The organism is Lentzea atacamensis (assembly GCF_003269295.1).
In the GTDB taxonomy this organism is placed as follows: Bacteria; Actinomycetota; Actinomycetes; order Mycobacteriales; family Pseudonocardiaceae; genus Lentzea; species Lentzea atacamensis.
Genome location: NZ_QLTT01000004.1, coordinates 642630 through 667624 on the forward strand (window position 1 = coordinate 642630; position 24995 = coordinate 667624).

Genomic DNA, 24995 nt, shown 5'->3' on the forward strand with positions numbered 1-24995 from the left:
TCAGGATGCGAACCATGCGCCTGAGTCGTCGCACACTCCTCGCGGCGGGCCTCACGGCACCACTGGCGGCCTGTTCCACTCCGCAACGCCGCGGTGCCGGAGGCCCGGTAGAGATCACGTTCTGGTCGGCCCTGCGCGGTAGCCAGCAGGTCGTCGACGCGTTCAACTCCTCGCAGAGCCGGATCAGGGTGATCTTCCAGCAGATCCCCTCCGGTCTGCAGGGCGGCTACGCGAAGCTCAGCAACGCAGCCCGCGCCGGCAACGCGCCCGACGTCGCGACCATCGAATATCCGCAGGTGCCCGGCTTCGCCATCGACGGCGTCGCGCGGGACATCACCGACCTCGTCACCGACCGGCTGAAGCAGAAGCTGCTGCCTCAGGCGCTCAAGCTCACCACGTTCGACAACAGGGTGTTCAGCGTCCCGCTCGACATCGAGCCGATGGTGCTGCACTACCGCGCCGACCTGTTCGACCAGTACGGCCTGAGGGTTCCGCGAACCTGGGACGAGTTCGCCGAACTCGCGAAAACCGTGCGGGACAAGGACTCCGCGAAGCGGCTCGTGCTGTTCCCGACCGACGGCGCCATGCAGTTCGCGTGCTTCGCGTGGCAGGCGGGCGCGAAGTGGTTCGACACGGCCGGCGGCACCTGGCGCGTCACCATGACCGACGAACCGACGAGGAAGGTCGCTGCGTACTGGCAACGGCTCATCGACGACGACCTGGTGTTCCGCAACGCCGTCGAGAGCAGGCAGTCCGACGCGCAGATCGGCCAGGGGCTCGTCGTCACCCGGCTGACCGGCGCGTGGGACGCGGGTGCGCAGATGCGGGCGCGGCCGGGTCAGAAAGGCAAGTGGCGCATCGCTCCCATGCCCGTCTGGGACGAACCCGCGGTGGGCACGCACGGCGGGTCGACGTTCGCGATCACCAAGGACTCCGCGCAACCCGAGGCCGCGATGGAGTTCATCGAGTGGCAGGTCAGCGACCCCGCCGCGCTGACCGCCAGGCTGAAGAGCGGCACCAGCAGCCAGTACCCGGTGGCGCCCGGCCTCGTCGAGACCGGCAGCAAGGCGTTCCCGCGCGAGTACTACGGCGGTCAGGACGTCTACCAGCTGTTCAAGCAGGAAGCCGACAAGGTGCGGGACGGCTGGGTGTGGGGGCCGCGGATGAGCGCGACGCAGCGGGTGATGCAGGACGGGTTCGCCAAGGCGGGCGCCGGGCGGACCACCCTGATCGAGGCCGTGCGCGAAGCCCAGAACGGCACCATGCCCGACCTCAAGGCACTGGGACTGTCCACTGAGGAGGGAGAGCGGTGAAGGGCAAGCTCGCCTGCGCCGTCCTGCTGGCGCCGTTCTTCCTCCTGCTGGTCACGGTGTTCCTGGTACCGGTCGGCACCGCGGTGTGGCTGAGTTTCTTCGGCGCCGACCAGCCGGGCCTGGGCTTCGGCCCGGAACGCACGGTTTTCGTCGGCCTGCGCAGCTACGTCGCGGTGCTCAGCGACCCCACGTTCCTGGGCAGCCTGCTGACCGTGGTGCTGTACTGCCTGATCTACATCCCGCTGATGGTCGTCGGCGCGCTGACCCTGGCACTCCTGCTGGACTCCGGCGTGGCGAAGCTCAGGAGCTGGGCCCAGATGGGCCTCTACCTGCCGCACGCCGTCCCCGGCATCATCGCCGCGCTGATCTGGCTCTACCTCTACACACCCGGCATCAGCCCGATCATCGACCTCTTCGCCAAGGCCGACATCAGGATCAGCTTCCTCGGCGTGGACACGGTGCTGCCGTCGATCGTGAACATCGCGCTCTGGAGCAACCTCGGCTACAACATGGTGATCTTCTACGCCGCGCTGCAGGCCGTGCCGCGCGAGGTGCTGGAAGCCTCCGTGGTCGACGGCGCCGGCCCGGTCAAGCAGGCCATCCGGATCAAGGCACCGCTGGTCAGGGCCGCGATCGTGACGGTCACGATGTTCACGCTCATCTGGGCGCTGCAGCTGTTCACCGAACCGGTGCTGCTGAGCCAGTCCACGCCGATGATCAGCACCAGGTTCTCCCCGAGCATGTACATCTACGATGCCGCCTTCACCCGGAACAACTACGGTCTCGCCGCGGCCGCGTCGGTGATCCTGCTGGCCTTCACGATCGCGCTCTCCTACGGCGTCACCCGCTGGACGAACAGGAAGGCCGCCTGATGACCCTGCTCGGCCGGACCACGGTCAACCTGGTCGTCGGCATCTCGGTGCTCTACACCCTGCTGCCGGTGCTGTGGCTGGTGCTCGCCGCCACCAAGAACGTCGACGCCCTGTTCGAGAGCGACCTGTTGTCGCTGAGCAACTTCTCGTTCGCCGACAACGTCAAAGACCTCTTCACGATGGACAAGGGCCTCTACAGCCGCTGGTACGTCAACAGCGTTCTGTACGCCGTCGTCGGTGCCGCCGCCAGCGCGTTCATCTCGGTCGCGGCGGGCTACGCCTTCGACAAGTACTCCTTCCGGCACAAGGAGAAGCTCTTCGGGCTGGTGCTGGCGGCCGTGATGGTGCCGCAGACCGTGCTCGCGCTGCCGCTCTACCTGATGGCGTCGGAAACCGGGCTGGTCAACACCTTCTGGGCGGTGTTCATCCCGGTGCTGTTCAACCCGTTCGGCGTCTACCTGGGCCGGATCTTCAGCCAGGGTTATGTACCGGACGAGGTGCTGGAGGCCGCCCGCATCGACGGCGCCGGCGACCTCGCCACGTACTTCAAGGTGGCGCTGCGGATGCTCGGACCCGGCGCGGTCACCGTGTTCCTGTTCCAGCTCACCGCGATCTGGAACAACTTCTTCCTGCCGATGGTCATGCTGTCCGACCAGAAGCTGTACCCGGTGAGCCTCGGGCTCTACCAGTGGAACAGCGCGGCGAGCGTGTCGCCCGAGTACTACCCGGTGGTGATCATGGGTTCACTGCTCGCGGTGCTGCCGCTGATCCTGGCGTTCATGCTGCTGCAACGGTTCTGGCGAGCCGGCCTGACCGCGGGAGCCGTCAAGTGAGGGGCGCGGGTGCGATGTCGGCGGAGGCCGCCGCCACCGTCCTCGCGCCCGTGCTCGGCGACTTGAAGGCGATCTGCGACTTCGGGCCCGTCACCCAGAACCTCGGCGAACTCCCGGACGTCGACCTGCTCGTCACCGGCTGGGGCTGCCCGCCGATCACCGCGGAAGCCCTGGAACGGTTGCCCGGCCTCAAAGCGATCGTGCACACGGCCGGTTCCGTCAAGGGCTTCGTCACGGACGCCTGCTGGGAACGCGGAATCGCGATCTCCTCCGCGGCCTCGGCCAACGCGTTGCCCGTCGCCGAGTACACCGTCGCGATGATCCTGCTGACCGGCAAGCGCGTGCTGGAACGGGCTCGTGACTACCGGGCCACCAAGCAGATCGGCCACTACGACCTCCCGCCGACCGTCGGGAACTACGGGGCCACCATCGGCATCCTGTCCGCGTCGATGATCGGCCGTCGGGTGATCGAGCTGCTGCGGCCGTATGATTTCCACGTGCTGGTGCACGACCCGTTCGTGACCGAAGTGGACGGTGCCGAGTCCGTGGGCATCACCGAGCTGTTCGGGCGCAGCGACGTGGTCAGCGTGCACACGCCGTTGCTGCCGGAGACCAGGGGACTGGTGAGCCGCGAGCTGCTCGGGCTGCTCAGGGACGACGCGGTGCTGATCAACACCGCCCGCGGCGCCGTCGTCGACCAGGAGGCGCTCGCCGCCGAGGCCGGCCGGATCCGGGCGGTGCTCGACGTCACCGACCCCGAGGTGCTGCCCGCCGACCACCCGTTGTGGCACAACGACAACGTCCTCATCACACCCCACCTGGCCGGTTCGCAGGGCAACGAATGGCTCCGCCTGGCCCACCACGCGGTCGCCGAGGTGCGCAGATGGGTCGCGGGAGAGCCCTTCATGACCCCGGTGCCCGCAGAACGAAGGGAACGCATCGCGTGAAGCTGCCAGCCGAGGACCGCGTGCTCAGCCCTCACACCGGCCTCACCCGCGCGCATTGGGTGGCCGCCGCCGATGAGCTGCTGGGCTCCGCCTGGCGGTACGCGTCACCCGACCAGGCCTTCCTCGACCTGCCCGGCCGGCCTTCGCGCAGCGGTGTGCGGTCGGACGGTCTGGAGGGGTACGCCCGCACGTTCCTGGCAGCGGCCTTCCGCACGGTGCACGGCGACGATCCGCACAACTGGCTGGAGCGCTACGCCGCCGGCCTGGTCGCGGGCACGGCTGGGGAGTGGCCCGCCATCACCGACGTCGGCCAGCCGATGGTCGAGTCCGCGTCGGTGGCACTGGGCCTGCGCCTGACCAGGCCGTGGCTGTGGGACAAGCTGTCCGGGGCTCAGCAGGACCGCGCCGAGTCGTGGCTGCGGGAGGCGCTGCGGCACGTCCCGGCCGCCAACAACTGGTACTTCTTCCCGTACACCGTGGCCTCGTTCCTCGAGTCCGCCGGTCGCGGCGACGACGACACGCAACGCGCGAAACAGCGCGCGATGGAGCTGCTCGAAGGCTGGTACCGCGGCGACGGCTGGTACTCCGACGGGGACGGCCGCGCGTTCGACCACTACAACGGCTGGGCGCTGCACCTCTACCCGGCGCTGGACGCGTTCCTCGACGGCAGGCCGATCACCACGCACCTCAAGGAGCACCTGGAGAGCTTCCACCTGCTGTTCGGCGCGGACGGCGCACCGATCTACTTCGGACGGTCGCTGACCTACCGGTTCGCGGCCGCCAGCGCGATCGCTCTCGGCGCGGTCACCGGTGAGACACCGCTGATGCCCGGCCACTCTCGTCACCTCATCAGCAACGCGCTCAAGTACTTTCTCGACCGGGGATCGCTCACCGACGGCCTGCTCAGCCTCGGCTGGCACGGCCCGCACGAGGCGACCCTGCAGCACTACTCCGGACCGGCCTCGCCGTACTGGGCCTCGAAGGCGTTCGTCTGCCTGCTCGCTGGCCCAGATCATCCATTGTGGACCGAACAGGAAGAACACGACGACTCGGACCGCACGCTCGCGCTGCCGGGCCCAGGTCTGCTGATCCAGAAGCACAACGGCGTGACCAGGCTGCACAACCACGGCAGCGACCACGTCCGGCCGTTCGAGGGCGAGTACGCGACCGACGACGACCCGCTCTACAGCCGCTTCGCCTACTCGACGGCCACTGGACCGACGTCGAAGCACAACGCCCCCGACAACCACATCAGCCTCGTGATCCGGGGTGACCGCAGCGTCCGCAGGCGGATCCACCCAATGGGCGCGCGGGACAACTGGGCCGCCTCCTGGCACCTCCCGGTGTTCGGCGCGAAGCAGCCGATGGTGCCGGGACTGCGCATCGAAAGCGTCACGGCCGTCTGGGACGACCAGGAGCTGCGCATCCACCGGGTGATCGGCGCCCCGCCCGGCACGAGGGCCGAGCTGACCGGCTGGGCGACGCAGCTACCCGCCCCGCTGGTCGGGGTCCGGGGCTGGACCGGCGTCGAACGGCAGGCAGCGCCGCAGGGAACGGCGTTCACCGGCGCGGTCAGCGTTCCCACGCTGACCGCGGAGATCGAGGGCACGGTGACGCTCGCCGCGGTGGCCGTCCTCAACGGCACGGTGGCGGAAGCCGACTGGGAAGCACGCGTCGACGAGGTGCTCAGGTCGACTCTGGACGCGCCGGAGCGGGAGGTCTCAGGCTGACTCTCTGCGGACCAAGGAGGTCGGCAGGATGAGCGACGTCGGCGTGTCGCCGTCGATCAGCCGCAGCAACATCCTGGTCATCTCCCGGCCGAGCGCGTCGATCGGCTGCCGCACGGTCGTCAACGCCGGCGTGGTGTGCTGTGCGGTCACGATGTCGTTGAACCCCACCACGGCCACGTCCGACGGCACCTGAACGCCACGGGACGCCAGCACGGACAACGCCCCGGCCGCCATCGCGTCCGACGCCACGAACACCGCGTCCAGGTCGGGGAACCGGTCGAGCAGGTCCGTCATCGCCGCCTCCCCGCCAGTCTCGGTGAAGTCGCCGTGTGCGACCCGCGAGTCGTCGAGCCCGGCCAGCACCACGGCCTCGCGATACCCGAGGTACCGCGCGACCCCGACGTGCTGGTCCTGCGCCCCCGTGATCGTCGCGATCCGCTTGCGCCCCAGCGAGATCAGGTACTCGACGGCCTCGCGCGCGCCACCCCGGTTGTCCGCGTCGACGTAGAAGCGCGGCTCGTGATCGAGCGACCGGCCGCCGTGCACGACCGGCAGCCCGCTGGACTCCGCCAACGCCGACAGCGGGTCGTTCTCCTTCAACGCGAGCAGCATCACTCCGTCCGCCGCACGTGACTTGAAGATCCGCGAGAGCCTGGCCCGGCCCTTGTCCGAGGCGGCCAGCACGAGCTGCAGCTCGAGGTCGGTCTCCTCGACCACCGCGTTCACCCCGGTGACGACCTGAGCGAAGAACAGGTTCGCGAACAGCCCCGGATCGTCGCTTGAGATGGCCAGCACGACGGACCCGCGGCGCTGCCCGGCGAGCGACTGCGCCGTCCTGTTCGGCACGTAGCCCAGCTCGTCGATCGCGCGCTCGACCGCGTCACGGGCCTTGCGGCTCACGTGCGGGGCGTTGTTGATCACGCGCGACACGGTGCCGATGGACACACCCGCGTGTTTCGCCACGTCGTCGACGGTGACCGGCCGGTTGGACATGGGAGTAGTCTGCCTCAAGCCTTGATCGCCCCCTCCATGATCCCGCCGATGATCTGCCGCCCGAACACCACGAACACCACCAGCAGCGGCACGGTCGACACCAGCGCGCCCGCGAACATCAGGGTGTAGTCGGTGTAGTAGGTGGTGGACAGCTGCGACAGCGAGAACTGCACGGTCGGGTTGTCCGCCTCCAGCACGGCGAGCGGCCACAGGAACTCGTTCCACGTGCCCATGAACGTGAACAGCCCCAGCACCGCCGCCCCAGGCCGCAACGCGGGCAGCACGACGGTCCAGTAGATCCGGAACGTCGAGCAGCCGTCCACCCGCGCCGCCTCGATCAGCTCGTCCGGCACCGCCTTCTCCGCGTACTGGCGCATCAGGAACACGCCGAACGCGGACACCAGCGACGGCACGATGATCGCTTCGAGCTGGTTCTGCCAGCCCAGCTCCACCATGATCAGGTACAGCGGGATGATGCCCATCTGCACCGGGATCATCATGGTGCCGAGAACGACCAGCAGCAGCGCGTTGCGGCCGCGGAACCGCAGCTTGGCGAACGCGAACCCGGCCAGCGAGCTGAAGAACACCACCGACACCGTCACCACGGCCGACGACAGCGCCGAGTTCCCCATACCCAGCAGGAAGTTCGCCTGCTCTGCGTCGAACAGCCTGCCGACGTTGCCCGCGAGGTTCGGGCCGGGCAGCAACGGCGGCGGCCAGTCGCCCACGACGTCGTTGGCCCGCGTCGCCACCACGAACAGCCAGTACAGCGGGAACGCGGACAGCACGATCGCCGCGGCCAGCGTCAGCCTGACCATCATCGGCTTCTCCTCGTGATCAGGAAGTTCACCACGGCCAGCAGCGTGATCAACACGAAGATCAGCCACGCCACGGCGGAGCCGTAGCCGTAGTCGAAGTCGCGGAACGCCTTTTCGAACATGAACATCGACAGGGTCTGGAACTGCCGCAGGCTGCCACCGGAGATCGCGAACCCACCCTGCCCGAAGATCAGCGGCTCGGTGAACAGCTGCATGCCCGCGATCGTCGACATGATCACGGTGAACAGGATCGCCGGCCGGATGTTCGGCACGGTGATGCTGAAGAACTGCCGCACCTTCGACGCGCCGTCCACAGTGGCCGCCTCGTACAGGTCGCGCGGCACCGCCTGCATCGCGGCCAGGTAGATCAGCGCGTTGTAGCCGGTCCAGCGCCAGTTCACCATCGTCGCGATCGCCGTCCACGACGACCACTTGTCGGCGTGCCAGTCGACCGGCTGCACACCGAGCAGGCCGAGCAACCCGTTCGCCATGCCCGCGTCGCGGTCGAAGATCTGGCTGAACACGATGCCCACCGCCGCCACCGACGTGACGATCGGCAGCAGCACGCCCATGCGCAGGAACGTGAGCCCGCGCAGCTTCTGGTTGAGCAACGACGCCAGCACCAGCGCGCAGAACAGCTGCGGCACCGTCGCGAGCACCAGCATGCCGATCGTGTTGTACGTGGCGTTCCAGAAGTCCGGATCGCCGAACAACGTGACGTAGTTGTCCAGGCCCACGAACGCGCCCGGCCCGGCGATGTCCCACTCGTGCACCGACACCCAGGCCGTGTACACGAGCGGGAACAGCCCGAACGCCGCGAAGATCACGAAGAACGGCGCGACGAACAGGTACGGCGAGAGCCGCTCGGTAACGGACCTCATCGGGAGGGACTTCACCTGACCAGCCGCTTCGCGTCGTCGACGGCCTTGGCCCAGGCCTCGTCCGGAGTCAGCTTCCGCTGCTCCACGGCGGTCAGCGCGTTCACGACCCGGTCGTTGATCGCGATGTTGTCCGGGCCGAGGTAAACGGGCTTCAACGCCTTGACGCTCTCGCCGAAGATCTTGCCGACCGGCGCGTCGCCGAAGTACGGGTTGGTGAACTCGCGCACCGCCGGGTCGTCGATGGCCTGCGGTGACGACGGGAAGTTGTTCTTCGACTTGAACGCCGCCGTCTGGCCCTTCGCGCTGGTCAGGAACTTCGCCAGCTCGGCGGCCTGCTTCTGGTGCTTGCTCTGCTTCGGCACCGCGAGGAACGAGCCGCCGCGCACCGCGCCGTCGCCAGGCACCCGCGTGACGTCCCACTTGCCCTTGAGTTCCGGCCCCGACTGCTTCTCGATCGTGCCGAGCATCCACGACGGGCAGGGGATCGTGGCGAACGCGCCGTTCTTGAAGCCCGCGTTCCACTGTGGACTCCACTGGTCGACGTTGGCCGACAGCCCGGCCTCGATCATCCGGACCGTCGTCTCCCACGCCTTGAGCACACCGGGATTGCTGTCGATGACCAGCTTGTTCGACGTGTCGTAGTACGTGTGATCGCCTTGCTGCATCAGGACGTTCTGGTAGACGCCGCCGGAGGAGTCGAAGAACTTGGTGCCCTTGAACCGCTTCCCGACCTCGATGTAGTCGTCCCACGTCGGCCACAGCGCGCCGACCTGGTCACGATCGGCCGGCAACCCGGCCTGGGCGAACAGGTCCTTGCGATAGCACATGCCCTGCGCGCCGACGTCCGTGCCGAGCCCGACGATCTTGCCGTCACCCGTGACGGCCTGCTTCCACTTCCACGGCAGGAAGTTCGGCTCCAGCTCGGCGGCTCCGTGCTCGCGCAGGTCCGCGAACTGGTCCGGCCTGGCCATGAACTGGACGAGGATGCCCTCCTCCAGCGCGACCACGTCGCCCGCGCCCTTGCCGGTCTGCATCCACTGCTGCAGCTTCGGCGTGTAGTCGCCGAGCTTGCCGATGTTCTCCTCCTTGATCTTGATGCCGGGGTGGGACGCCTCGTACTCGCGGTAGAGGTCCTCGTAGCCGAACTGGCTGAACGTCTTGACGATCAGGGTCGTGCCGTCGTCGGTGGCTTGCGCACCACACGCGGAGAGCGCGACCACAGCGGCGAGCGCGAAGAGTCTGGACATCGGGTACCTCCAGGTCCGGCGGATGTTCCGGAAGCGATTACGGTCTTTTGAAGTGCTGTGATGTGGCGTACAGTTCGCCGAAATTGGAAGCGCTTACAGAACCTTAACCACGAGATCACGCATCTGTGAAGAGGCCACCGATGACTGCTGGACTCAGACTCACCGCGATCGGGCTGCCGGTCGTGCTCGTGCTGACCCTCGCCGCCCCGGCGCACGCCGCCGGGTACGAGCGCGTGCTCAACGGCTCCTTCGACGCGGGCAAGACCCCGTGGTGGAGCAGCGGGAACACGCCGTCACGGGTCGTCGACGGCCGCCTGTGCGCCGACATCCCGATCGGGACGATCAACCCGTGGAACTCGATGATCGGTCAGAACGACGTGCCGCTGGAGGCAGGTCAGCCGTACACACTCCGGTTCACGGCGTCAGCCACGAAACCGGTCACGATCCGCGCGGTCGTCCAGTCCACCCTGAACAAGCCGGTCACGCTGTCGGCTGCGCCGCAGACGTTCGAGTTCACCGGCAGTTCGACGGTGTCGGACATCCACCAGCAGGTGTCGCTGCAGATGGGCGGTGCGGCCGAGCCGTACACGCTGTGCGTTGACGACGTGTCGCTGACCGGTGGCGCGATCCCCCCGGGCGGTGGCTGGACGTACGGCTCACCGGTGCGGGTCAACCAGCACGCCTACGCGGTGGACGGTCCGAAGCGCGCCACGATCGTGCACCCGTCGACGGAACCGGTGTCGTGGCAGCTGAAGGACGCGTCAGGCCAGGTTGTCCGGAGTGGACGGACAGAGGTTCGCGGCGACGACGCTGTGTCCGGTGACCACGTGCACATCGCCGACTTCTCCCGGTACCGCCTGGCAGGCAACGGTTTCATGCTGTTCGTGGGGGAGGAGGTGTCGCTGCCGTTCGACATCACGCGTGATCCGTATGGGCAGCTGAGCCGGGACGCGCTGGCGTACTTCTACCACAACCGCAGCGGCACTCCGATCGAGCCGGCGCGCGTCGGCGAGGCCTACGCGCGACCCGCCGGGCACCTCAGCGACGCGTCAGTGCCTTGTCTGCCCGGCGTGTGCGACTACTCGCTGGACGTGCGCGGCGGCTGGTACGACGCGGGTGATCACGGCAAGTACGTGGTGAACGGCGCACTGGCGGCGTGGCAGCTGATGGACTCGTACGAACAGTCCCCGCGCCCGGACGTGCTGGACGAGGCACGGTGGGAAGTCGAGTTCCTGATGCGCATGCAGGCGCCGAACGGCATGGTGCACCACAAGATCCACGATCTGGCCTGGACACCGCTGCCGACCCTGCCGCACCTCGATCCACAGCCGCGCTACCTGCACGGCGTCTCCACGGCGGCTACGCTGAACCTCGCCGCCGCCGCCGCCCGGTGTGCGCGAGTGATCACCGGCCTCGCGGGCCAGTGCCGGACCTCGGCCGAACGGGCGTGGCAGGCGGCGAACGAGAACCCGGCCGTGTACGCGCCGCGCGAGGACAACGTCGGCGGTGGCCCCTACGACGACACCGACGTCCGCGACGAGTTCTCGTGGGCGGCAGCCGAGCTGTACGCGCTGACGGGGGACCGGAAGTACCTGGGACGCATCAACACCAGGCTCACGAGCGCGGGTTTCTCGTGGAAGGACACGGGTGCGCTGGCCGACCTGACGATCCTGCGGGTGCCGTCCCTGTTCCCGGTGGCGAAGGTGATCACCGCACGGCTGAGGCTGCTCGGCGTCGCCAACGGTTACGTCAAGTCGTTGCGGGAACAGGGCTATCCCGACCCAGCGCCCGGCTACGTGTGGGGTTCGACCAGCTCCACCGCGAACGCCGCGATGATCATGGCGCTGGCGCACGAGATCACGCACCACCCGAAGTACCGGGACGCGGTGCTGGAGTCGTTCGACCACTTGCTGGGCCGCAACGCCGTGAACCGGTCGTTCGTCACGGGCTACGGCGAACGGGACGTCCGCAACCAGCACCACCGCCACTGGGCGCACCAGCTCGACCCGAAGCTCCCGAACCCGCCCGCGGGTGCGTTGGCGGGCGGCCCGAACACCGGCCTGCAGGACCCGGTGGCGCAGCAGAACCTGCGTGGCTGCAAGCCCGCCAAGTGCCACATCGACGACATCGGCTCGTGGTCGACGAACGAGGTCGCGATCAACTGGAACTCCGCGCTGGCCTGGGTGGCCGCGTACGCAGATTCCCGTTAACAGAAAGGAGATCCACAATGAGGTGGATCATCTGTCTGGCAACATTTCTGTTCCTCTTACCGGTGCCCGCACACGCGGCGAATCCGATCGACCTGACCAGCGGGTTCTACGTGAACCCCAACTCGTCGCCCGCGGTGTGGGCACGCAACAATCCCGGCGACTCCAGAGCGTCCCGGATCCAGGCGTCCATCGGCTCCAAACCGATCGCGCGGTGGTTCGGCAACGACGCGAACATCGGCAGCACCGTGGCGAACTACGCGGGTGCTGCGGACGGCAACGACAAGCTGCCCGTCCTCGTCGCCTACAACCTGCCAGGCCGCGACGCGTGCGGCGGTCACTCCGGCGGTGGGGCGGGCACTCCGGCGGCCTACCGGACGTGGATCTCCAGCTTCGCGGCGGGCATCGGCACGAAACCGGCGGTGGTCGTGATCGAACCGGACGCGCTGGGCGACTTCGAATGCATGACCCGGGCCCAGATCGACGAGCGCAACGGCATGCTCGTCTACGCCACGCAGATGTTCCAGCAGAAAGCGCCCAACACCTACGCGTACCTGGACGGCGGCAACGCGGGTTGGGTACCGGCGGCGACGATGGCCTCGCGCCTGAACGCCGCGGGCGTCCGCAACGTGCGCGGCTTCGCGGTGAACGTGTCGAACTACTACACGACCAGTGCGTCCGTCGGCTACGCCAACTCGGTCGTGTCGGCGCTCGGCGGCGGACCGAGGTTCGTCGTCGACACCAGCCGCAACGGCAACGGCAGCAACGGTGAGTGGTGCAACCCCGGCGGCCGCAGGCTCGGCGTCACCGCGCAGGTCGGCGGCGGTGCGGAGATGTTGTTGTGGGTCAAGACGCCCGGCAACTCCGACGGCGAGTGCGGCGTCGCGCCGACGGTGCCCGCCGGGCAGTTCAGCCCTGATCTGGCCGTGAGGCTGATCGACGGCATCTGACCGGGGTAACGCGGCGGCGACCAGGTCGATGTACCGATGTGCGCATCACCCTTCTCGCCGCCGCGTTCCTGCTCGCCGCCTGCACGTCGGAGCCCGAGGCCTCGCCGCAGGCCCCGGCACCCCAGACGACCGTCGAGCAACCACCTGGCAAGGGGCCGAACTGCGCAAACGCCAACTCGTCCGTGGTCGGCAAGGCGCTGGGGCTGAGGCTGCAGGGTCAACAGGAAACCGTCGACAAGACGGTCACCACCTGCACGTACGTCGGATCCGGCATGCCCGTCGAGGTCCGCTTCACCACGAACGCCACCGCCGCGTCGTTCGCCAAGGGCAAGCCGGAGAAGGCCAAGGCCATCGAGGGCTTCCACGACGAGGCGTACGAGGCGACGGCGGGCGGCGCGGAGACCGCGCAGCACACGGTCGCCGCGCGCAAGGGCAGGACCCAGATCGAAGTGATGTCACCGGCGGGCGTGGAGCCGTCGAAGAAGCTGATCAGCGACCTGTTCGGGCGGATCTAGACGGTGCCGGTCCGAACGGGCGCGTCGAAGAACGAGCGCACGCGGGCACCCGGTGCGAGCCACGGCCGCACCAGCTCGTGCGCGCGCTCCGGGTCGCGGTGGAACAGCCCGACCCGCACGGCGAAGACCAGGTCGAAGCGGCGGTCGCCGAGGTTCATGTCCTCCAGCGACGCGATGAGGAACTCGGCCTTCCCCGACGCCACGTAGACGGCGTTGCGGCGGGTGGCGGCCTCGATCATCTTGGTGGAGCGGTCGATCGCGGTGAGCGTGCCCGTGGTCAGCAGCTGGCACACCATGGTGGCGGCCACGCCCTGGCCGCAGCCGATCTCCAGGACCCGGTCGTGCGGGCGGACCGCGAGTTGGTCGACCACACTGCGCAGACGCTCGCTCATGGTCCACATCATGCGTCAGCGCGACGGGCGGGGCCACCACCGCGGCCCCGCCCGTCACAAGATCAGCCCAGACCGCCCAGGTTGACCATCCAGCTCACGCCGAACTTGTCGGTGAGGTCGCCGTACTCGTCGCCCCACATCTGCTTCTCCAGCGGCGTGCCGATCTTGCCGCCGTCCGCGAGCTTGGCGAAGTACTCCTTCAGCACCTCCTCGTCGCCCGACAGGGAGATGGTGATGGTGTCGCCGGGGTTGTAGGGCATGCCCGGCGGCGTGTCGGAGGCCATCAGCGTGTAGCCGGCGTCGGTCTCCAGCTGGGCGTGCATGATCTGGTCGGCCTGCGGTGAGTCCTGCATGCCGAACTCGCCGAAGGTGTTCATCTTCAGCTCACCGCCGAAGATCGACTGGTAGAACTCCATCGCCTGACGCGCGGTGCCGTCGAAGCGCAGGTACGGGTTGAGGCGAGTGGCCACCGGAATCGCTCCTTTGGAAGAGACGGACCCGCATGCTCCCAAACCCTTGCCACGCCTACAACTTGAAGTTGCCCAAGAAGGTTTTTACTCCGTGACTCCCGGGTCACCCTGTGCGACCTTGCCCGCGTACACGAGTGTGGCTTCCGGTGTGAGCGGGTGGAACGTCCCGGCACGCACGTCGCGGTACGCGCGTTCCAGCGGTGAACGCCGGAAGAAAGACCGTCCACCGAGGACCTCCATCGCGAGGTTCACGACCTCGACGGCCTCGACCACGGCGTGGCGCTTGGCCAGCATCACCGTGGTGACCGACTCCGCGCCGGCCGTGTAGTCGTCGCCCAGCTCCTCGATCGAGCCCATCAGCGACCACCACGCGGTGCGCAGCTTGTAGTCCATCAACCCGATCTGCCGCACGGCGTTCTTCGACGTCGACTTCACGGCCACGTCCCGGGCGCCCGCCGCGATGCCGAAGTACGTCGCTCCGCACACCGGCGCGAAGTGGACGACCGCGGCGAAGAGAGGCGCGCCGAACTCCCCGTACGGCCGGCGCGCCGCGATCTTGTCGGCCGGGATGAACACGTCCTCCAGCACCACGTCGTGGCTGGCGGTGCCACGCATGCCGAGCGTGTCCCAGGTTTCCTCGATGCGCACGCCGTCGGCGTTGAGAGGCGCGCTGAAGTGCAGCACCTCCTCGCCGAGCACGGCACTCGTCGCGACGACGTTCGCGCGCGGCGACTGGCTGCAGAACGTCTTGCGTCCCGAAACGAGGAACCCGCCGTCGACCGGTGTCGCCGTGGTCGTGGGCCACAGCCAGTCGGAACCGCCGCTGGTCGCGATGACCAGGCCTTCCGCGGCCACGCGCCGCAGCACCCCCTCCGCGTCCGGCGCTCCCTTGCGTCGGCGATAGCCCTGCATCAGCGTCAGATACAGGTGCATCGTGACGGCCAGCGCGGTCGCGCCGTCGTGCCGGGCGAGCTCCGCCTGCGCGTAGCAGACCTGGCGCATCGTGGCGCCGAGACCGCCCAGCTCCTCGGGTACGGCCAACGCCAGATATCCCTCTTCGCGCATCGCCTCGTACGCCTCGGCCACGAACGTCGCGTCACGGTCGTGCCCGGACGCGTGGGCTGCCGCGATCGCGCCGATGCGGGCGGCCATCGGCACGAACTTCGTGTCGTCGTGTCTGGTGACGGTGGGGAACGTGCCGGTCACGCGTGGTGTCTCAAGTGTTGTCATGGGACGAACGTAAGAACCGTCAAGCGCCGCAGGTAGTTCTGAAAGTGAACCGGACGGCGGTAACGAAACGCGCGCCGCGGCGGAGACTTCCATTTGTGAGGACGTATGCGCAGTGTTGTCGAGCGCCGCAGGCTGTCCCTTAGGAGCGGAGGCTAGGCCTTGAGGACGTGTGCACAGTGTTGTCGAGCGCCGCAGGATGTCCCTTGAGAGCGGAGGCTGGGCCTTTGAGGACGTGTGCACAGTGTTGTCGAGCGCCGCAGGCTGTCCCTTGAGAGCGGAGGCTGGGCCTTGAGGACGTATGCGCAGTACTGCCCGATCGTCCGCGCCGTGGAGGTGCTGGGCGACCGGTGGACGTTGCTGATCGTGCGGGACATGCTCATCGGTGCCTCGCGCTTCAACGAGCTGTCGCGCGGTTTGCCCGGACTGTCACGCGCCCTGCTGTCCCGGCGCCTCAGGCAGCTCGCGACCGCGGGCCTGGTGCAGCGCACCGGCGACGGCTACACGTTGACGCCGGCGGGTGAAGCGTTGCGCCCCTTGGTGTTCGGCCTCGCCGACTGGGGCGCCCGGTACGCGTTCGGCGACCCGCGCGCCGACGAGCTCGACCCCGAGGTGCTGATGTGGTGGATGCACGGCCGCATCGACACCGGCACGCTGAGCCGCCGCGCCAACATCGAGATCCGCATCAACGACCGGCGCCGCACGTTCTGGCTCGTCGTCGAACCCGGCGACGCCTCCGTCTGCTACACCGATCCCGGGCTGGAGGTCGACGCGGTGATGGCGTCCGACCTCGCGACGCTCTACCGCATGTGGGAGGGCGAGGTCGAGCTGCTCGACGCCGTCCGCGCGGGCACGATCGAGCTGACCGGCCCGCGCTGGGTGGTGCGCGGCCTGCCGGTGTGGCTGAAGCTCAGCCCTGTCGCCGAGCACGTGCGCGCTGCTCGCGCGACCTGAGCTCGTCGATCCGGACGTCACACGCGCGGGCGTCCTCCAACCGGCCCAGCCTGCCCAGCACACGACCGCGGATCAGCAACGACTCGTGGTCCTCCGCCAGCTGCACGGCCAGATCGGCGTGCTTCAACGCTTCCGGATAGCGGGCCTGGCCGAACAGCTCGTTCGCCCGTTCGACGTGCACGGCTGCCAGCGCTCTCGCCTTGTTCCGGAGCAGCGGGTGCTTGCCGAACACCCTCGGCTCGGCCTGCAGGATCTCGCTGCCGCGTTCGTCCAGCAGCGTGGCGAGCGACCGGTGCTGCCCGAGCCGGTCGTGCAGGTGCGCGGCGGCCGCCGGGTGGCCGTTGCGGGCGTACCAGTTCGCGGCCCGCTGGTAGTTCACTGCGACGGGCTCGACCGACTCCGCGACGGCCGGCACCAGCGCGCCGTCCACCAGCACGCCCAGCCTCGTCAGCTCCACGATCGCCGCCGGATCGACCCCGAGCTCGACGCACAGCGCCCACCGGACCGGCCCGAGCCGCGCGAACGTCGTGACCAGGTGCCGGGCTTTCGCCGACAACGCCGGCAGGACCGTGGCGAGCACGTAAGCCTCGTGGTCCGGCCAGCGCCGGGCGAGCGCGGGCCATCCCAGCGTCGCCCGGTACACCTCGGGCGCGACCGCGGACTCGGCCAGCGCGAGCTCGGCCGGACCGATCTGTTCGGAGTTCTCCCACTCGAACGGCGTGCGCGTGATCAGCGTGACCTGCTCACACGGCGTGCGCTTCAGCCACTCGCGCAGCTCGTCGGGCGGCACGGACGGCTCGTCCAGCACGACCTGCGGAGCCCACCGCCGCGTCCGGATGAAGTCCGCCGCCGCCTCGCCCGCACACCACCGCGCTTGGCGCGACCTGCGCCTGACCGTCTCCGTCTTGCCGTAGCCGGGGGCCGCTGCCACCACCGTCAACCGCACCTTCCCACCCCTTCCGCGACGGCTGGCCCGTCACAGCAAGGGAGGGCCCGGGGTCACCGTGGATATGGGTGAACCGGGTGACGCACGTGAGCAAACGGTCGCGGGCCAGGAGTGGTCCCGTGCCTTTGGCCAGGGCATTCTCGTCTCGGCGAAACTTTTTGAAGATTTTCTGGGCGTGGTTGTCGATCCGGTGCGGTGGTCGTTCGACGCATCAGTGGAAGGACACCACAGCCCAGGAGGAACCTGACATGAGCGCCACGATCGCCACCCCCGCCGCCCGCAAGTTCGCCGTCGGCCGTTACGCCACGATCGTCACCCGTGTGCTGACCGGTCTGCTGTTCGCGACGACGGGCTTGAACGGGTTTCTGATGTTCATGCCGGCGCCGGATCCGAGCACGTTGGCACCGGAGGGTGTGGCGTTCAGCGGTGCCCTGTACGCGACGGGGTACATGTTGCAGCTGGCGTCCGGTGTTCAACTGGTCTCGGGTGTGCTGCTGCTGGTCGGCCGGTTCGTGCCGCTGGCGTTGGCGATGCTGGCCCCGATGGTCGTGAACATCGTGCTGTTCCACGTGTTCCTGGAGCCGTCCGGCACGGTGATGGCGGTTCTGGTCGCCGCCGCCGAGATCGGCCTGGCGTGGGCGTACCGCGACAAGTTCCGCCCGATGCTGCAGCCTCGCTAGACCGCACAAGCGAAATCCCCCGCCGGCCACGTGCCGGTGGGGGATTTCGCTTGTGCGGCCAGGATTTCTGCCCGGCGATGTCGAAACTGGAGTGTCTGGTTCGACGTATCTGTGAAGGGAAAATCCTTGGAAGGGAACGGGAATGTCCACCACCCGCTGCGCCACCGTCATCACGCGAGTGCTGGTCCGCAGCCGGTTCGCGCCCGCGGTCCTGACCCTGCTGAACGTCCTGCTCGACACCAGCCACCTCGTCACCGCGCTCGTCGTGGCACTGGCCGAGATCGCCGTGGCGCTCTCCTCCCAGAGCTGGCCGAAGGCGGGCACCGCGAGCCCGGTCCAGACGGAGACCAGGTCCTACCGCGCGACGAACGCCGCCAGCAGCGCCTGCACCTCGTAGACGTCGACGCCCTTGCCGAACTGCTTGGAGATCGGCGCGTCACCGCCGGAGACCCAGATCTTGAGCTCCGCGTCCAGGTCGAAGTGACCGGCGGTCTCCACCGCGAACTGCGTGATCGCCCGGTACGGCACCGAGTGGTATTCGACCGTCTTGCCCGTCATGCCCTGTTTGTCGACCAGGATCAACCGCCGGTCCGTGAACAGGAACGAGTCGCGCACCAATTGATACGCCGCGTGGACCTGCTCCCCCTGCGCCAAAAGCCGCCCGAACTCACTCGCGGCCGCCCTCGGGTCGAGCTTTGACGCGTTCCCCATCATTCCGCTGAGAAGTCCCATACGTCCACGTTTACCAGGCTTTCCGAAAGGCTGGCCGAACGCTGGGCTGCTCCTGTCCGGACGCTTCCGTGCGTTACCCGAAAGTGGTTGTCAACAGCCACTCGATCGGGAAGGACCTAAACGATGCGTAAGCACCTGGTTGGAGCCGCCGCCCTCGCCGGAGCCGCGCTGCTGGTGACCGGATGCTCCGGTGCCGCAGGCAGCGTCGCGCAGCAGGCGCCGAAGGCCGACGAGAAGCCGACCAACGAGCAGATCGCCGCGCTGTTCAACGACTGGAACGCCGCCCTGAAGACGGGTGACCCCCAGAAGGTGGCCGATCACTACGCTCCGAACGCAGTGCTGCTGCCGACGGTGTCGAACAAGGTGCGCAGCACGCGTGCCGAGATCGTCGACTACTTCGAGCACTTCCTGCAGAACAAGCCGAGCGGCACGATCCTCGACTCGCACATCGCCGTGCTCGACAACGACGACGCGATCGACGCGGGCACCTACCGGTTCGCGCTCAACCAGGACGGCAAGCCGACCGCTGTGGACGCCCGCTACACGTTCGTCTACGAGAAGATCGACGGAAAGTGGCTCATCGTGAACCACCACTCGTCGGCGATGCCGGAGAAAGTCTGATCCGCACGCAGAGCCCGCCGCCAGGCGCGTCCTCCAGCGTCACGGTGCCGCCGTCGTCGGTCACGAGCTGCTTGACGATGGCGAGCCCCAGGCCGGAGCCGCCCTTGCCGGTGAGGCCCTGACCGCGCCAGAACCGGTCGAACGCCCGCAGCCGATCGGCTGCGGGCAGGCCGGGGCCGGAGTCGATGATCTCGAGCACCGCCGGCCGCGTGGTGCGGACCATGATCGTCCCGCCGTCCGGTGACACCTCCAGCGCGTTGGACAGCACGTTGTCCAGCACCTGCTCCAGGTGACCCGGCGTGGCGAGCACGCGGAGGTCGAACCCTTCGGAGACCAGCGAGATGGAGCGTTCGTCAGCCGACGCGCGCCACGCCGTGAACCGGTCGGCGATGACGTCGTTGACCCACACCGGTTCCGGGTGCCCGACGGTGGCCTCGGCGCGGGCCAGCGCCAGCAGGCCGTTGACCAGCCGGCTCATCCGCACGACCTCGGCCGTCGCCCGATCCACGTCCTCGCGCACGTAGTCGTCGTCCACCCCGTCGGCGACGTTGTCCAGCGACAGCCGCAACGCCGTCAGCGGGGTCCGCAACTGGTGCGAGGCGTCGCCGATGAACGCGCGCTGCGAGTTGACCAGCGTGCTGATCGTCTCGGTGGCGTTGTTCAACGTGCGCGCGAGCGTGCGGGTCTCGGGCGGCCCGGTCTCCTCCGCGCGTGCGGCGAGGTCACCGTCGCGCAGGCGGCCGGCCATGTCGTTGAGCTCCCGCAACGGCCGGGTGACCCGTTTCGCGAGCCACCAGCCCAGGAACGCCGCCGCGATCAGCACGGTGATCGCGAGCGCGGCCCGGAAACCCCAGATCTGCCAGAGCCTCTGCACGATCCGGTCGTCCGGATAGGACAGCCGGATCGCGCCGACGACGGTGCCGTCGGCCCGGCGCGCGGGCACGGTGAGGGTGAGGCCGTTGCGGTCCCAGACCTTGTTCTCCGGCTGCGGGCCGAGCACCTCGATCCGGCCGGGGGTCTCGTGTTCGTACGCGTCGGCGAGCGCCCGCAGCGACCGCGTGTCGCCGGTAGCCAGCAGCAGTGCCGCGGTCTGGGCCTCCCGGCGCGCGGTGTTCTCCGCGTCGTCGTACAGCTGGCTGTTCAACGTGAACGCCACTGGCACCGTGAACGCCGCGATAGCCACCGCGACCAGGAGCACGTAACTCCAGACGAGTTGGCGGATCACGGGAGCACCAGCCGGAAACCCACACCACGCACGGTCTCCAGCGAGGCCGCGTCACCCAGCTTGCGGCGCAGCACACCCACGTGCACGTCCAGCGTCTTGGTGGGACCGAACCAGTTCTCGTCCCACACCGCCTCCATGATCTGCTCGCGGGTGAACACCGCGCCCGGCTCCTCCGCCAGGAACGCCAGCAGGTCGAACTCCTTCGGCGACAGCTCCACCTCGGCCCCGTCGAGGTGTACGCGCCGCGTCCGCCGGTCTATGCGCAACCGGCCGCGTTCCTGCGTCGGCTCCTTCTGGCTCGGTTGCACGCGCCGCAGCACCGCCCGCATCCGTGCCACGACCTCGCGCACGCCGAACGGTTTGGTGACGTAGTCGTCGGCGCCGATCTCCAGCCCGACCACCCGGTCGACCTCGTCGGACCGCGCGCTGATCACGATGATCGGCACGTCACTGCGGGATCGCAGCTCCCGGCACACGTCGAGACCGTCCATGTCCGGCAGCCCGAGGTCGACCAGCACGAGGGCGAAGTCGCCGTCGGCCGTCAGCGCGTCGGCCCCGTTACGCACCCATTGCACGTCGAAGCCGTAGCGCGACAGCCCGCGTGTGAGCGATTCCGCGATCGGCTCGTCGTCTTCCACCAGCAGCACCCGCATGGGCGCAGATCATTCCACTGACAGGGGCAGGGCGTTCCCCAGCCTGATGCCGCTCCACCCGAGCGTGCTCGGCACGACGGCGTCCCAGAACGGCCACAGGTTCGGCAGCACCCGCAGCGCGATCCCCGCCTCCTCGTGCAACTCGAAGAGGTCCCCGACCCGCTCGGCCGGCCCCAACGGCGTGACCGGCTCGACGGCGACGACAGCGGCGTCGCCGAAAGGCCGGAACACGTCGGCGGGCAGCCGGTACGCGTACAGCGAGACGGTCCGCATCCGCTCAAGCCACCCGTACTCGACCGCGTGCACCCGCTTACCGCATCCCGGCCCGATGATCCGCTCGCGGTCCTCGTCCGAAGAAGAAGGCACGACCCACGCCATGGCCCGCGGGCACTGCCGGGGAAACCAGTAGTCGGGGCAGCGGTCGAAGCCGACCGCCCACACGTACTCCTCCGGCTGCCGTGCGGTGGCCGCGCGGTGCGGCACGAACCTCGTGATCGCCGGATCCTCCGAAAAGTGCAGTACCTCACCGGGTTCGGGTCGCATGTGGTCATACTGGCCCGCATGCGGAGGCTGACGCTCGCGGTTTTGCTGGTCCTCACCGGTTGCTCCTCAGGCGGCGACGAGTCGGTCGGTTTCACCGCCGTCGACCTCACCGCCGCACCGGAAGCCCTGGCCGCGCACGGCGACATGCTCGTTATCGGCACCCGCCCCACGGACCACCCCGAGCTCGTCACCCGTGCCAAGGACGGCACGCTGAGCAACGCGAGGCTCACCCCGGCCACCCCGTACGGCAAGGAAGCGCACTGGTACGGCATCACCTCCGACGGCTCCACCATCACCGGCGTCGGCGGCGAACGCGGCGGCGCGCACGGCAACGTCCGGTGGAGCGCCTGGACCGGCGACACCCACCAGATCACCGAGAAACCGCAGGGGTTCAGCACGTTCGGCGGCTACGGCGCGGGCGAGCTCATCGGCGTGGTCCGCACGAAGCAGGGCCCGCTGATCATCGGCACCTGGCAGAGCGCCAAGGCGGGCCTCGACATCGCGATGTGGACGTACGCGGCGGACACGTGGAGCCGCCAGCCCTCGGCGGGCACCGTCCTGGAGAGCTCGCAGGAGCTCCTCCGCTTCCCCCTCGCCGTCACGCCCGACGGTGACGGCGCCCTCGTCGTGGGCTGGCAGATCGCCAAGGGCACGGTGAGCGCGGCGGTCTGGCGGTTCGACGGCAGGACCTGGACCACGGAGACCCTCCCGGACGGCGACGCCGCGCTGGCCGCCCGCTGCTGGGACGGCACCTGCCACGTCGTCGGCCGCAGCAAGGGCAAGCTCGCCTGGTGGTCCGGCCCGGAGTGGAAAAAGCTGACCACCCCGGACATCCCGGTCGGTGACAACCAGAACCTCGCCGCACCCGTCCCGGTCAACGGCACCCCGACGCTGTTCGTCGACCACAACGGCGTGAAACTGGTGTCCGAAAAGGACGAACGGCCGGCGGACGGCCCGACCGGCGAGGTCAAGGCGGCCGAGGTGGCCGGCGGTCAGGTCTTCGTGATCGCGGGCGACCGCCTGTGGCGCGTCACCTAGCCGGCAACGCCCGCAGGGTCTCCAGCCGTCCAGCACGACCTTCCGCTCCGCGGGGGAGGCCGCTTCCAACGCCGCGGTGAGCCGTCCGTAAGGCCCTTCGGACAGCTCACGCGTGTACCCGTGCACCGGCTCGGTCACCCGCACGTGGGTATAGCGGCGGTCATGGGGGTCGGCCTCCCGCGTCACGAGCCCGGCGCCTGCAGCCGATCCACGATCCCGGACGTCGTCGAGTGCGACAGGCTCAACCGCCGCGCCAGCTCGGTCACCGTCGCCGACCCCTCGGTCACCAGTGACCTGATCAAGCTGACCTGCGGCGCGGTCAGCCCGCTGCGCGCCCGGTCACCGCCCGGCTCGATCGACGTCGTCAGCAACTCCTGCCGCAACGCGCGCAAGTGCGCCATCACGGATTCCGCGTCCTGGAAAGCGCCGACCATGGCGCGGCCACCCAGACCCGGACAACGCCCCGAGGTTCACCGACTCGGTGCTGCTCGGCAAATCGCACCAAGCCAGCTGCTGAGCCTCAACCCGCAGGCGATCTCGTCCTGCTCGGCATCGACCAGGCCAAACGCGACGAGGACCGCTTCCCCGACCCGGCGGCCTTCACGCCACGCGAGCCCAACCCGCACCTCACCTTCGGCCGCGGCCCGAGGTCCTGCGTCGGCGCACCGCTCGCGCGCGTCGAGCTGACCGAGGTCTTCGGCGCCCTCGTCACGCGGTTCGAGACGTTCGTCCTAGCGGTCGACGTGGCGCAACTCACCCGCAGGGCGGAACAGCTGGTGGGCGAAGTGGCCGAGCTCCCGGTGCGCTGGACGGCCCCGTGACCTGGTCCGCATCGATAAAGTAACCCTGCACGCTCAAGGCGCTCCGCAGCGTGATGCCCGGTTTCGGATCGCATTGCGCTGCTTGTCCCACATCTTCCGGTCATTGCATTCACCCGGATGCGTCAGGTCCATCCGTGCCTGCGGCAGGAACTTCACGGTGAATACAGCGATCTGGACGCACAATGGTCACGCTTGGACACACAATTGCCGAGAGTCAACTGTTGATGTGGCTGTTCGCCCGCCCATTCCGCCACGCATGGGTGACTATGGCCCGGTCAGTGGGCCCCCGTGTAATGGTGGGGGTGGGCGGCGGTCCGCCAGATCGGCGGTTAATCTCTTGCAACTCGTCCACTGCAATCCAGTGCGCCGACGTCGCAACCACCGGGGAGAGGACTGAACACGGGTGGCCGGATTTCTGTTGCGGCGGTTGGTCAACTACGTGGTGCTCGCCCTCGTGGCGACGTTCCTCGCGTTCACGTTGGCCTCCGTCACCTTTGACCCGATCGGGGTGCTGCAGCAACGCAACCCACCGCCACCGGCAGCGTCGATCGAGGCCAAGAAACGAGACCTCCACCTCGACCAGCCGATCCCGCAGCGGTTCGTGACCTGGATGGGCGGTGTGGTGCAGGGCGACTTCGGCCGCACCATCGCCGACCGCCCGATCACCGACGAGCTGGGCAGGCGCATCGGCGTGAGCTTGAGGCTGTTCCTGCTCGGCATCACGATCGGCATCCTGTTCGGCGTGCTGCTCGGCGTGGTGAGCGCGATCAGGCAGTACAAGTTCAGCGACTACTTCGCGACCTTGTTCTCCTTCATATTGCTGTCGACGCCGGTCTTCGTGCTGGGCACGTTGCTCAAGATGGGCGCGCAGGGCATCAACGACTCGATCGGCACCAACGTGCTGATCTTCGTCGGTGAGCAGACACCAGGCTTCCAGGGCAACTGGTTCGAGCACCTCGGCGACCGGCTGCAGCACCTGATCGTGCCGACCCTCGCGATCGCGCTCGGCCAGATCGCCTACTACAGCCGCTACCAGCGCTCGTCGATGCTCGATGTGCTGGGCAGCGACTTCCTGCGCACCGCGCAGGCCAAAGGCCTCACCCGCCGCAAGGCGCTGTTCAAGCACGGTTTGCGCACCGCGCTGATCCCGATGGCGACGCTGTTCGCGTTCGGTTTCGGCCTGCTCGTGGTCGGCGGCACCTTCACCGAGCGGATCTTCGGCTGGTTCGGCATGGGTGACTGGCTGGTCACCGGCATCTCGGCGCAGGACACGAACGTGACCGCCACGGTGACGCTGTTCGTCGCGGTGTGCGTGCTGTTCTCCGGCTGGCTCGCCGACGTGCTGTACGCCGCGCTCGACCCCCGAATCCGTGTGAACTAGGCAAGG

General features: G+C 68.5%; 28 protein-coding genes. 15 read left to right on the forward strand and 13 right to left on the reverse strand.

Translation table 11 applies throughout. The features are described from left to right. Positions 1-14: 14 nt before the first annotated feature. Genes C8D87_RS21925 through C8D87_RS21945 form a run of 5 tightly spaced genes read left to right on the forward strand, consistent with a single transcriptional unit; the run spans position 15 to position 5695 of the window. On the forward strand, positions 15-1313 hold the full coding sequence (locus C8D87_RS21925) for an ABC transporter substrate-binding protein (RefSeq protein ID WP_215732420.1): 1299 nt from the start codon (positions 15-17) through the stop codon (positions 1311-1313). Then, complete coding sequence (locus C8D87_RS21930) at positions 1310-2185, forward strand: carbohydrate ABC transporter permease (protein WP_112228146.1); 876 nt, start codon at positions 1310-1312, stop codon at positions 2183-2185. Before C8D87_RS21925 ends, C8D87_RS21930 begins: the two co-directional genes overlap by 4 nt. Beyond that, a complete protein-coding gene (locus C8D87_RS21935) occupies positions 2185-3018 on the forward strand; it encodes a carbohydrate ABC transporter permease (RefSeq protein ID WP_109638551.1) in 834 nt (277 codons plus the stop codon). The genes C8D87_RS21930 and C8D87_RS21935 overlap by 1 nt, the downstream gene beginning before the upstream one ends. Further along, the gene (locus C8D87_RS21940) at positions 3015-3965 is read left to right on the forward strand and encodes a hydroxyacid dehydrogenase (RefSeq protein ID WP_233442229.1); all 951 of its coding nucleotides are present in this window, start codon (positions 3015-3017) and stop codon (positions 3963-3965) included. The genes C8D87_RS21935 and C8D87_RS21940 overlap by 4 nt, the downstream gene beginning before the upstream one ends. After that, the gene (locus C8D87_RS21945; protein ID WP_215732421.1) at positions 3962-5695 is read left to right on the forward strand and encodes a DUF2264 domain-containing protein; all 1734 of its coding nucleotides are present in this window, start codon (positions 3962-3964) and stop codon (positions 5693-5695) included. Before C8D87_RS21940 ends, C8D87_RS21945 begins: the two co-directional genes overlap by 4 nt. On the opposite strand, the gene C8D87_RS21950 is transcribed toward C8D87_RS21945, so the two are convergent. The 4 genes from C8D87_RS21950 to C8D87_RS21965 are packed head-to-tail and all read right to left on the reverse strand — an operon-like array spanning position 5687 to position 9634. Further along, entirely contained in the window at positions 5687-6688 is a 1002-nt protein-coding gene (locus C8D87_RS21950) for a LacI family DNA-binding transcriptional regulator (protein WP_112228149.1), read from the reverse strand. The genes C8D87_RS21945 and C8D87_RS21950 overlap by 9 nt on opposite strands. A 14-nt stretch (positions 6689-6702) precedes the next feature. Further along, positions 6703-7509 carry a carbohydrate ABC transporter permease gene (locus C8D87_RS21955; protein WP_112228150.1) on the reverse strand — a complete coding sequence of 269 codons (807 nt, stop codon included), beginning with the start codon at positions 7507-7509 and terminating at the stop codon, positions 6703-6705. Next, the gene (locus C8D87_RS21960) at positions 7506-8387 is read right to left on the reverse strand and encodes a carbohydrate ABC transporter permease (protein ID WP_170166532.1); all 882 of its coding nucleotides are present in this window, start codon (positions 8385-8387) and stop codon (positions 7506-7508) included. Before C8D87_RS21960 ends, C8D87_RS21955 begins: the two co-directional genes overlap by 4 nt. An 11-nt stretch (positions 8388-8398) precedes the next feature. Continuing rightward, positions 8399-9634 carry an extracellular solute-binding protein gene (locus C8D87_RS21965; RefSeq protein WP_112228151.1) on the reverse strand — a complete coding sequence of 412 codons (1236 nt, stop codon included), beginning with the start codon at positions 9632-9634 and terminating at the stop codon, positions 8399-8401. 140 nt (positions 9635-9774) lie between these two features. Between C8D87_RS21965 and C8D87_RS21970 the strand changes: the two genes are divergently transcribed. From C8D87_RS21970 to C8D87_RS21980, 3 genes are read left to right on the forward strand one after another with little or no spacing between them, the layout of a single operon-like run. Continuing rightward, positions 9775-11844, forward strand: coding sequence for a glycoside hydrolase family 9 protein (locus C8D87_RS21970; protein WP_112228152.1), 2070 nt, complete (start codon positions 9775-9777; stop codon positions 11842-11844). A 17-nt stretch (positions 11845-11861) separates the two neighbouring features. After that, complete coding sequence (locus C8D87_RS21975; protein ID WP_112228153.1) at positions 11862-12791, forward strand: glycoside hydrolase family 6 protein; 930 nt, start codon at positions 11862-11864, stop codon at positions 12789-12791. A gap of 38 nt (positions 12792-12829) precedes the next feature. After that, positions 12830-13306 carry a hypothetical protein gene (locus tag C8D87_RS21980; RefSeq protein ID WP_112228154.1) on the forward strand — a complete coding sequence of 159 codons (477 nt, stop codon included), beginning with the start codon at positions 12830-12832 and terminating at the stop codon, positions 13304-13306. On the opposite strand, the gene C8D87_RS21985 is transcribed toward C8D87_RS21980, so the two are convergent. The 3 genes from C8D87_RS21985 to C8D87_RS21995 form a co-directional block, all read right to left on the reverse strand. Next, complete coding sequence (locus C8D87_RS21985; protein WP_215732422.1) at positions 13303-13698, reverse strand: class I SAM-dependent methyltransferase; 396 nt, start codon at positions 13696-13698, stop codon at positions 13303-13305. The two genes, C8D87_RS21980 and C8D87_RS21985, sit on opposite strands and share 4 nt — an antisense overlap. A 62-nt stretch (positions 13699-13760) precedes the next feature. After that, positions 13761-14168 carry a VOC family protein gene (locus C8D87_RS21990; RefSeq protein WP_109638561.1) on the reverse strand — a complete coding sequence of 136 codons (408 nt, stop codon included), beginning with the start codon at positions 14166-14168 and terminating at the stop codon, positions 13761-13763. Between the two features lie 84 nt (positions 14169-14252). Next, entirely contained in the window at positions 14253-15398 is a 1146-nt protein-coding gene (locus tag C8D87_RS21995) for an acyl-CoA dehydrogenase family protein (protein WP_170155072.1), read from the reverse strand. 288 nt (positions 15399-15686) lie between these two features. On the opposite strand from C8D87_RS21995, the gene C8D87_RS22000 reads away from it, so the two are divergent. Continuing rightward, positions 15687-16349, forward strand: coding sequence for a winged helix-turn-helix transcriptional regulator (locus C8D87_RS22000; protein WP_211337473.1), 663 nt, complete (start codon positions 15687-15689; stop codon positions 16347-16349). Here C8D87_RS22000 and C8D87_RS22005 read toward each other — a convergent pair. Continuing rightward, positions 16306-17295 (reverse strand): hypothetical protein, encoded by a 990-nt coding sequence (locus C8D87_RS22005; RefSeq protein WP_112228157.1) that lies wholly within the window; start codon positions 17293-17295, stop codon positions 16306-16308. The genes C8D87_RS22000 and C8D87_RS22005 overlap by 44 nt on opposite strands. 248 nt (positions 17296-17543) lie before the next feature. Between C8D87_RS22005 and C8D87_RS22010 the strand changes: the two genes are divergently transcribed. Both C8D87_RS22010 and C8D87_RS22015 read left to right on the forward strand, forming a co-directional pair. Continuing rightward, complete coding sequence (locus tag C8D87_RS22010; protein WP_109638565.1) at positions 17544-17975, forward strand: DoxX family protein; 432 nt, start codon at positions 17544-17546, stop codon at positions 17973-17975. Between the two features lie 142 nt (positions 17976-18117). Then, the gene (locus C8D87_RS22015; RefSeq protein ID WP_109638566.1) at positions 18118-18372 is read left to right on the forward strand and encodes a hypothetical protein; all 255 of its coding nucleotides are present in this window, start codon (positions 18118-18120) and stop codon (positions 18370-18372) included. On the opposite strand, the gene C8D87_RS22020 is transcribed toward C8D87_RS22015, so the two are convergent. After that, complete coding sequence (locus C8D87_RS22020; protein WP_112228158.1) at positions 18330-18707, reverse strand: PH domain-containing protein; 378 nt, start codon at positions 18705-18707, stop codon at positions 18330-18332. The two genes, C8D87_RS22015 and C8D87_RS22020, sit on opposite strands and share 43 nt — an antisense overlap. 123 nt (positions 18708-18830) lie before the next feature. Between C8D87_RS22020 and C8D87_RS22025 the strand changes: the two genes are divergently transcribed. Then, the gene (locus C8D87_RS22025) at positions 18831-19328 is read left to right on the forward strand and encodes an SgcJ/EcaC family oxidoreductase (protein ID WP_112228159.1); all 498 of its coding nucleotides are present in this window, start codon (positions 18831-18833) and stop codon (positions 19326-19328) included. Here the strand turns inward: C8D87_RS22025 and C8D87_RS22030 are convergent. From C8D87_RS22030 to C8D87_RS22040, 3 genes are read right to left on the reverse strand one after another with little or no spacing between them, the layout of a single operon-like run. Continuing rightward, the gene (locus C8D87_RS22030; protein ID WP_112228160.1) at positions 19285-20553 is read right to left on the reverse strand and encodes a sensor histidine kinase; all 1269 of its coding nucleotides are present in this window, start codon (positions 20551-20553) and stop codon (positions 19285-19287) included. The genes C8D87_RS22025 and C8D87_RS22030 overlap by 44 nt on opposite strands. Next, positions 20550-21206, reverse strand: coding sequence for a response regulator transcription factor (locus C8D87_RS22035; protein ID WP_112228161.1), 657 nt, complete (start codon positions 21204-21206; stop codon positions 20550-20552). Before C8D87_RS22035 ends, C8D87_RS22030 begins: the two co-directional genes overlap by 4 nt. 9 nt (positions 21207-21215) lie before the next feature. After that, positions 21216-21749, reverse strand: coding sequence for a DUF6886 family protein (locus C8D87_RS22040; RefSeq protein ID WP_112228162.1), 534 nt, complete (start codon positions 21747-21749; stop codon positions 21216-21218). 18 nt (positions 21750-21767) lie between these two features. Here C8D87_RS22040 and C8D87_RS22045 point away from each other — a divergent pair, with 18 nt between their 5' ends. Beyond that, positions 21768-22787, forward strand: a complete 1020-nt coding sequence (locus C8D87_RS22045) for a hypothetical protein (RefSeq protein ID WP_112228163.1) — start codon at positions 21768-21770, stop codon at positions 22785-22787. A gap of 182 nt (positions 22788-22969) precedes the next feature. Here the strand turns inward: C8D87_RS22045 and C8D87_RS22050 are convergent, their stop codons facing one another. Further along, the gene (locus C8D87_RS22050) at positions 22970-23188 is read right to left on the reverse strand and encodes a MarR family transcriptional regulator (RefSeq protein WP_170166534.1); all 219 of its coding nucleotides are present in this window, start codon (positions 23186-23188) and stop codon (positions 22970-22972) included. On the opposite strand from C8D87_RS22050, the gene C8D87_RS22055 reads away from it, so the two are divergent. Beyond that, the gene (locus C8D87_RS22055) at positions 23180-23608 is read left to right on the forward strand and encodes a cytochrome P450 (RefSeq protein WP_233442230.1); all 429 of its coding nucleotides are present in this window, start codon (positions 23180-23182) and stop codon (positions 23606-23608) included. The two genes, C8D87_RS22050 and C8D87_RS22055, sit on opposite strands and share 9 nt — an antisense overlap. A gap of 403 nt (positions 23609-24011) precedes the next feature. After that, the gene (locus C8D87_RS22060; RefSeq protein ID WP_109638576.1) at positions 24012-24989 is read left to right on the forward strand and encodes an ABC transporter permease; all 978 of its coding nucleotides are present in this window, start codon (positions 24012-24014) and stop codon (positions 24987-24989) included. The last annotated feature ends 6 nt before the right edge of the window (positions 24990-24995 follow it).

Excerpts from the sequence above, each read along its gene's own strand:
- C8D87_RS21935 (WP_109638551.1), top strand. The coding sequence starts at position 2,185 with ATGACCCTGCTCGGCCGGACCACGGTCAACCTGGTCGTCGGCATCTCG.
- C8D87_RS22035 (WP_112228161.1), bottom strand. The coding sequence starts at position 21,206 with ATGCGGGTGCTGCTGGTGGAAGACGACGAGCCGATCGCGGAATCGCTC.
- C8D87_RS21985 (WP_215732422.1), bottom strand. The coding sequence starts at position 13,698 with ATGAGCGAGCGTCTGCGCAGTGTGGTCGACCAACTCGCGGTCCGCCCG.
- C8D87_RS22045 (WP_112228163.1), top strand. The coding sequence starts at position 21,768 with ATGCGGAGGCTGACGCTCGCGGTTTTGCTGGTCCTCACCGGTTGCTCC.
- C8D87_RS21970 (WP_112228152.1), top strand. The coding sequence starts at position 9,775 with ATGACTGCTGGACTCAGACTCACCGCGATCGGGCTGCCGGTCGTGCTC.
- C8D87_RS22040 (WP_112228162.1), bottom strand. The coding sequence starts at position 21,749 with ATGCGACCCGAACCCGGTGAGGTACTGCACTTTTCGGAGGATCCGGCG.
- C8D87_RS21950 (WP_112228149.1), bottom strand. The coding sequence starts at position 6,688 with ATGTCCAACCGGCCGGTCACCGTCGACGACGTGGCGAAACACGCGGGT.
- C8D87_RS21995 (WP_170155072.1), bottom strand. The coding sequence starts at position 15,398 with ATGACAACACTTGAGACACCACGCGTGACCGGCACGTTCCCCACCGTC.
- C8D87_RS22020 (WP_112228158.1), bottom strand. The coding sequence starts at position 18,707 with ATGGGACTTCTCAGCGGAATGATGGGGAACGCGTCAAAGCTCGACCCG.
- C8D87_RS21975 (WP_112228153.1), top strand. The coding sequence starts at position 11,862 with ATGAGGTGGATCATCTGTCTGGCAACATTTCTGTTCCTCTTACCGGTG.
- C8D87_RS21960 (WP_170166532.1), bottom strand. The coding sequence starts at position 8,387 with ATGAGGTCCGTTACCGAGCGGCTCTCGCCGTACCTGTTCGTCGCGCCG.
- C8D87_RS21955 (WP_112228150.1), bottom strand. The coding sequence starts at position 7,509 with ATGATGGTCAGGCTGACGCTGGCCGCGGCGATCGTGCTGTCCGCGTTC.
- C8D87_RS22050 (WP_170166534.1), bottom strand. The coding sequence starts at position 23,188 with ATGGCGCACTTGCGCGCGTTGCGGCAGGAGTTGCTGACGACGTCGATC.
- C8D87_RS21965 (WP_112228151.1), bottom strand. The coding sequence starts at position 9,634 with ATGTCCAGACTCTTCGCGCTCGCCGCTGTGGTCGCGCTCTCCGCGTGT.
- C8D87_RS22025 (WP_112228159.1), top strand. The coding sequence starts at position 18,831 with ATGCGTAAGCACCTGGTTGGAGCCGCCGCCCTCGCCGGAGCCGCGCTG.
- C8D87_RS22015 (WP_109638566.1), top strand. The coding sequence starts at position 18,118 with ATGTCCACCACCCGCTGCGCCACCGTCATCACGCGAGTGCTGGTCCGC.
- C8D87_RS22010 (WP_109638565.1), top strand. The coding sequence starts at position 17,544 with ATGAGCGCCACGATCGCCACCCCCGCCGCCCGCAAGTTCGCCGTCGGC.
- C8D87_RS21925 (WP_215732420.1), top strand. The coding sequence starts at position 15 with ATGCGCCTGAGTCGTCGCACACTCCTCGCGGCGGGCCTCACGGCACCA.